This is a genomic window from Corallococcus sp. 4LFB, assembly GCF_046520365.1.
Lineage (GTDB): Bacteria > Myxococcota > Myxococcia > Myxococcales > Myxococcaceae > Corallococcus > Corallococcus caeni.
In genome coordinates, this window is the sequence record NZ_JBKGHJ010000876.1 from 1 (window position 1) to 1,974 (window position 1,974).

The following is a 1,974-nucleotide window of genomic DNA, read 5'->3' on the forward strand; positions in this document are numbered from 1 at the left end:
CTCCTGCCGGGAGAGCCGCCCTCGCCCCTGTCGCCGCCGGCCGGCTGCGCGTTCCACCCGCGCTGCCCCATGCGATGGAGCGCTGCCGGCGCGAGTCGCCGCCGCTGTATCCGCTGGGCGGAGGCCACGCCGCGGCGTGCTTCCTGGCGGAAGGGGAGACGCGGGACGTGCGGGACGGGACCGCTGTTTCCGCGTCCGGAGGAGGCGCCGGTGTTCTGGCTCAGCCATCATCACGCGGATGAGTACAACCGCACGTACGTGCTCGCGGGCGTGCGCGTGTGCGCGCGGTGCCTGGGCACGTACCCGGTGCTCGCCGCCGTGTTCCTGGGGTTGTTCGCGCTGAAGGCGCGCTTGGGTGGGAGTGGGACGTGCCGGTGGTGCTGGCCCTCACGCTGCCCGCGCTGGTGGACTGGGCGGTGGGACGCTTCCGGCCCGCGTCCGGTTCCAACGCGCTGCGCACGCTGACGGGCATCCTGTTGGGGGTGGGGCTTGGCCGCTCGCTGTACGTGCACGTGCAGCGCCCGCTGCCGGCGGTGCTGCTGGCGCAGGCACTTCTGGTGACAGGGGTGGCGGTCCCTGTCATTCTCGCCACTTACCGGCGGCCACGGCCGGAATAGACCTTTCGCGCACGGCTGTCCGTTACAGGCCGTGGGCGGTGAAGGGGATGGCACCCGTGGCTTCATGGGCACTGGGGGAAGTTTGGCACCCGAAACCTCAGACGAGCAGCTGATGCTCGCCTTCCAGGCGGGAGACGCGCGCGCGTTCGAAGCGTTGGTGCGCAAGCACCGCGCGCCGGTGTTCAACTTCATCCTGCGCTTCGTGGGGCAGCGGGCACGGGCGGAGGACGTGCTGCAGGAGACGTGGCTCAAGGTGGTCCGCAGCGCCCGGGAATACGAGCCCAAGGCCCGGTTCACGACCTGGCTGTACACCATCGCGAGGAACCTCTGCGTGGACAGCACGCGCAAAGAGAGCTACCGCCAGGCGACGTCCCTGGAAGCCCCCGCGGCGGGTGCCGACGGGGACGAGGGACGTCCGCTGGGCGAGGGGCTGCCGGATGCCGGCGCCAGTCCGGAGCGCGGGGCGCACAACGCGCGCCTGCGGCCCCTGCTGGAGCGCGCCCTGTCGGGCCTGCCGGAGGAGCAGCGCGAGGTGTTCGTGCTGCGGGAGTACAGCGGCATCCCGTTCAAGGAGATCGCCGAGGTGACGGGTGTGTCCGAGAACACGGTGAAGAGCCGGATGCGCTACGCGCTGGAGGGCCTGCGCCGCCGCCTGGGAGAGCTGGGCGTGGATGGCGACCTGTCGGAGGATGGAAGGACGGTGGCGGGATGAGTGCCCAGAATGCCCACGCGCACGAGGACCGGCTCCTCGACTTCGCCTACGGCGAGCTGCCGCGTCGGAGGCCCGGTCGCTGGAGCAGCACGTCCAGGGCTGCGCGCGCTGCACCAAGGCGCTGGCGGACATCCGCGGCGTGCGGACCACCATGGCGCAGCTGTCCTCGGAGCCCGCGCCGGACGCGGGCCTGGAGTCGCTGCTCGCGTACGCGCAGCAGTCCGCGCGCCGCGCCGCCGCGGGCCCGAGCCGAAGCCCTCGCGCTGGCGCCGCTGGCTCCTGCCCGCGGTGGGCCTGGCCACGGTGAGCACCTTCGGCCTCCTGACGCTGACGGTCAGCCAGAACCTCCACCTGGAGCCGAACCTGACGCAGAAGGCCTCCAGCCCGGCGATGGAGGAGGCGAAGCAGAAGGCGGAGGCTCCCGCCCCGCGCGCCGCCATGCCCCCGCCCGCGCCTTCGAGCGCGCCCCTGGCGATGGCCCCGCCCGAGCCGATGGAGCAGCTCGCGGACCGGAAGCAGGACAACGCGCGGCAGAGCTCAAGGGCGCGGCCGACGCCCGTCCGTCGGACTGGATGAACGCGGGCAGCGGTGGCGCGCTGCTGGAGCGGCGCCGCGCGGACGCGACGCACCGAAGAAGACGATGGC

General features: G+C 72.8%; 3 protein-coding genes and 2 pseudogenes. All 5 read left to right on the forward strand.

Translation table 11 applies throughout. The features are described 5' to 3' along the window. Positions 1-242 (forward strand): annotated as a pseudogene (locus tag ACLEQD_RS42225) (oligopeptide/dipeptide ABC transporter ATP-binding protein); the annotation flags it as partial. Further along, positions 211-617: pseudogene (locus tag ACLEQD_RS42230) on the forward strand (DUF2085 domain-containing protein). The pseudogenes ACLEQD_RS42225 and ACLEQD_RS42230, both read left to right, overlap by 32 nt. 64 nt (positions 618-681) lie before the next feature. Then, positions 682-1,329, forward strand: coding sequence for an RNA polymerase sigma factor (locus ACLEQD_RS42235; RefSeq protein WP_410391606.1), 648 nt, complete (start codon positions 682-684; stop codon positions 1,327-1,329). Positions 1,330-1,468: 139 nt separating this feature from the next. Continuing rightward, positions 1,469-1,636: a hypothetical protein gene (locus ACLEQD_RS42240; protein ID WP_410391608.1), complete on the forward strand. Its 168-nt coding sequence runs from the start codon at positions 1,469-1,471 to the stop codon at positions 1,634-1,636. Further along, on the forward strand, positions 1,633-1,905 hold the full coding sequence (locus ACLEQD_RS42245; RefSeq protein WP_410391610.1) for a hypothetical protein: 273 nt from the start codon (positions 1,633-1,635) through the stop codon (positions 1,903-1,905). Before ACLEQD_RS42240 ends, ACLEQD_RS42245 begins: the two co-directional genes overlap by 4 nt. The last annotated feature ends 69 nt before the right edge of the window (positions 1,906-1,974 follow it).

Coding starts and splice junctions, on each gene's coding strand:
- ACLEQD_RS42235 (WP_410391606.1), top strand. CDS start 682: ATGGGCACTGGGGGAAGTTTGGCACCCGAAACCTCAGACGAGCAGCTG.